The organism is Bartonella sp. AC329YNZD (assembly GCF_042196685.1).
In the GTDB taxonomy this organism is placed as follows: Bacteria; Pseudomonadota; Alphaproteobacteria; order Rhizobiales; family Rhizobiaceae; genus Bartonella.
In genome coordinates this window covers 1-2,819 of the sequence record NZ_JBHIQS010000057.1, presented here as the reverse complement: position 1 = coordinate 2,819, position 2,819 = coordinate 1, and the positions used below count along the sequence as shown (strand labels likewise).

The following is a 2,819-nucleotide window of genomic DNA, read 5'->3' as shown; positions in this document are numbered from 1 at the left end:
GTGGATTCATATAAAATAATTGCAAACAACATATTGACTTTATTGTGTTTTTTGATATTATATCGAATCCGCCTTTATTGAGATACTGGAGTGCTATTTTTGCAAGATGTGGATTAAACACCACAATGGAATGCCATTCGGTTTTGTCTACTTTTTGATTGGTTGCCTTGTCTGTATAGCTCTCAGACGTTGCCATTCGAAAATTGACCACCTCAGCGCCGGATGACATTGTTTTACACTCGGGTTTTGCTGCTAGATAGCCAATTAAAATCACTTTATTAAGCATGTTTGTAAGTTCCATTAAATGATGTAAAGATCATAACATATTTTATGTGTTTTTACAATGTTTTCAATAAATAATAACAATATTCTTATGTAAAAGATTAAGCTTTAAAAGCTGTTTTTTATTGCGTTTTGATACGTTTTGTGCAATAAAGAGATGTTCTTTTATATTTCGATTGGTTACTTTAATCGTTTATTTAGATCGCTAGCTGTTTTGATAATAAAAGCCGTGTCTTAAAAGGACACGGCTTTTTTTGCTATAAAGCAGCCCGCCTATTAAACAACTTTGTGTATTTTTTCTATTATTTTAAAATGACCAAATTTAGTGATTTTAGTTTTGCCAATAAAATCTCTATAACCTCTTGTGAGTTTTTTATCACCCGCTAAAACCGCATCGTTTAAAAGATCTAACGTTCCACATGCTTGTGCATTATCACGGACCTTAGCTTTCTCTCTAATACGAGCGCGCCCGTAAACTTGTGCATTCCCATAAATCCTAGCATTGTCTTCAATTATTGCATTATCATAAACACGTGCATTGCCATAAATCTCAGGTTTATCTTCACCATGAGAAAACCCAACTTCTGCATTGCCATAAACATGAGCATTTTCATAAACATGGCTTCTAAAATCAATACAAGCATTTTCATAAATATGCGCATTGTTATAAATATGAGCAGTACCACAAACCTTGGCTTTACCATAAATCTGTGCATTGTCATAAATATGTGCATGCCCACCAATACACGCTTGTTCATAAATAACAGCATTACCGTACACAAGAGCATCCATTACAACACGTGCGCCACCGTAAACCATAGCATCATCACTAACCCAGCAACCATAACGATGATCTAAATTGCTTTCATTTTCTATAAAACCGCCTAAGGTACCTGCTTTTATACAAAAGTTATTATTATCACCAAAAAAATGTTTAAAATCTTTAATGGCTCTAATACGGTGTAATATATGTCCATTAAATTCCCTTGTCTCACTTGTTAATTCATATTTTCTAGGTACTTGCTTTTCATTCTCAGGACGTAAAGGACTATGAAGGCTTTGATCATATATCGTCCATTTAAGAGCAAAGAGATTATGATTTTCACTTTCTTCTTCTTTATTGCGTGTTATGAGATCAATAAGTTCATATGTTTTTTTCATAGTGAAATGCCTTTTAAAGAAAATTTTTGAATGAAAGAGTTTTAAAGAGGGGCGCCCCCGCCGCGCCGCTGCTGTCTTATGCTGCTTTTTCTAAAATATTATTCGAGTTATATATGACTTTATTGCCACTATAAACCTCACCTTCCCTATGAACAAAATCACACTCTCTTAATTTTGCCTTGCCTGAAACCTTCCCATAAATTTTTGAATAACCTGATATTTTTGCATTACCATAAATAATCCCATGAATTTCAGCATGCCCTTCAATAACAGCGTTCCCATGAACGTGTGCATTTTTATAAAGTTTTGAAAAACCTAGAACCTTGGCATTACCATAAACTTTTACATCAGCATAAATGCAAGCATATCCAGAAAGCTTGGCATTACCAAAAATATGCGTATCATTAAAAACCCAAGCATTATAATGAACGTGCGCATTCCCATAAATTCTTGCACGAGGATAAATACGTGCAAAACCATAAACTTCAGCATTTCCATAAACAAAGCCACCTACAACAGCCTTGCCATAAACACGGGCGTTTTCATAAATACAAGCTTCCACATTAACATGCGCATACCCACTTACAACGGCATTATCGTAAACACGTGCATTGCTATAAACCTTGGCATTACCTGCAACCCAGCAATTGCCATGATGCGATAAATTGTATTCACTGCCAATAAAACCGCCGAGGTCGCCTTTTTTGACATTTCCAAAATCTCTTAAAGCTCTAATTCTATGAAGCGTTTTAAAGCCAACCTCTATTGTCTCGCCTGTAAATTCGTATTTTTTTGCAAACTCTCTCTTTTTAAAAGAGCCATTATCATCTGTAATAAAAAAGGAAGTTTCTTGATTTGTAACTGTAGCGTTCATGCTAGTAATCCTTATCGTAAAAAAGTTTTCAATTGACACCCTATAAGGGCGCCGGGTGTTGAAAACACGGCGATAAGTCCGTCGTCACACTTTTCTCATAAAGAGTATTGTATGGTGCGACCACACCCGACAAAATCGTTATATGCTAGAGACAGCATAAAAGAAAGTCAGTATTTTAAGAAATGGGAAAAACCTTACGTGGTTTAACCGCTTATCGTTAAGTGTTTTCAGCACTTGCCAACCTTAATAAACGACCTTTTCTTTAAAGTCAATACGTATTTTTTATTTTTTTCACTTTTTTTCATTTTGATAATTACCTAATTGAATATCAAGTGCTTTTTCTAGTTCACTGCCTATATCATAAGCCTGTGAATAACATCTCTCACCATTATCTCTAATCTCACAAATCAACTGATCTTTCTCTGTACGTTTTTTGATTTTCGCATTTACCTCATCTATCAAAGGTTCACAACTCAATACACTTCTTGGCAAATCACCCCCA

3 protein-coding genes and 1 pseudogene are annotated in these 2,819 nt (G+C 34.9%); all 4 read right to left on the bottom strand.

Features of this window, described 5'->3' with window-relative positions; all coding sequences use genetic code 11:
- A partial coding sequence (locus ACFIMW_RS09065; protein WP_375667125.1) for a single-stranded DNA-binding protein occupies positions 1 to 286 on the bottom strand: 286 nt, incomplete at its 3' end.
- Between the two features lie 272 nt (positions 287 to 558).
- Positions 559 to 1,443: a hypothetical protein gene (locus tag ACFIMW_RS09060; RefSeq protein ID WP_375608869.1), complete on the bottom strand. Its 885-nt coding sequence runs from the start codon at positions 1,441 to 1,443 to the stop codon at positions 559 to 561.
- 76 nt (positions 1,444 to 1,519) lie between these two features.
- A complete protein-coding gene (locus ACFIMW_RS09055; RefSeq protein ID WP_375608870.1) occupies positions 1,520 to 2,317 on the bottom strand; it encodes a hypothetical protein in 798 nt (265 codons plus the stop codon).
- A gap of 291 nt (positions 2,318 to 2,608) precedes the next feature.
- Positions 2,609 to 2,819: pseudogene (locus tag ACFIMW_RS09050) on the bottom strand (hypothetical protein); the annotation flags it as partial.

Bases quoted from the DNA above. Each gene is read 5' to 3' on its own strand.
- ACFIMW_RS09055 (WP_375608870.1), bottom strand. From the start codon at position 2,317: ATGAACGCTACAGTTACAAATCAAGAAACTTCCTTTTTTATTACAGAT.
- ACFIMW_RS09060 (WP_375608869.1), bottom strand. From the start codon at position 1,443: ATGAAAAAAACATATGAACTTATTGATCTCATAACACGCAATAAAGAA.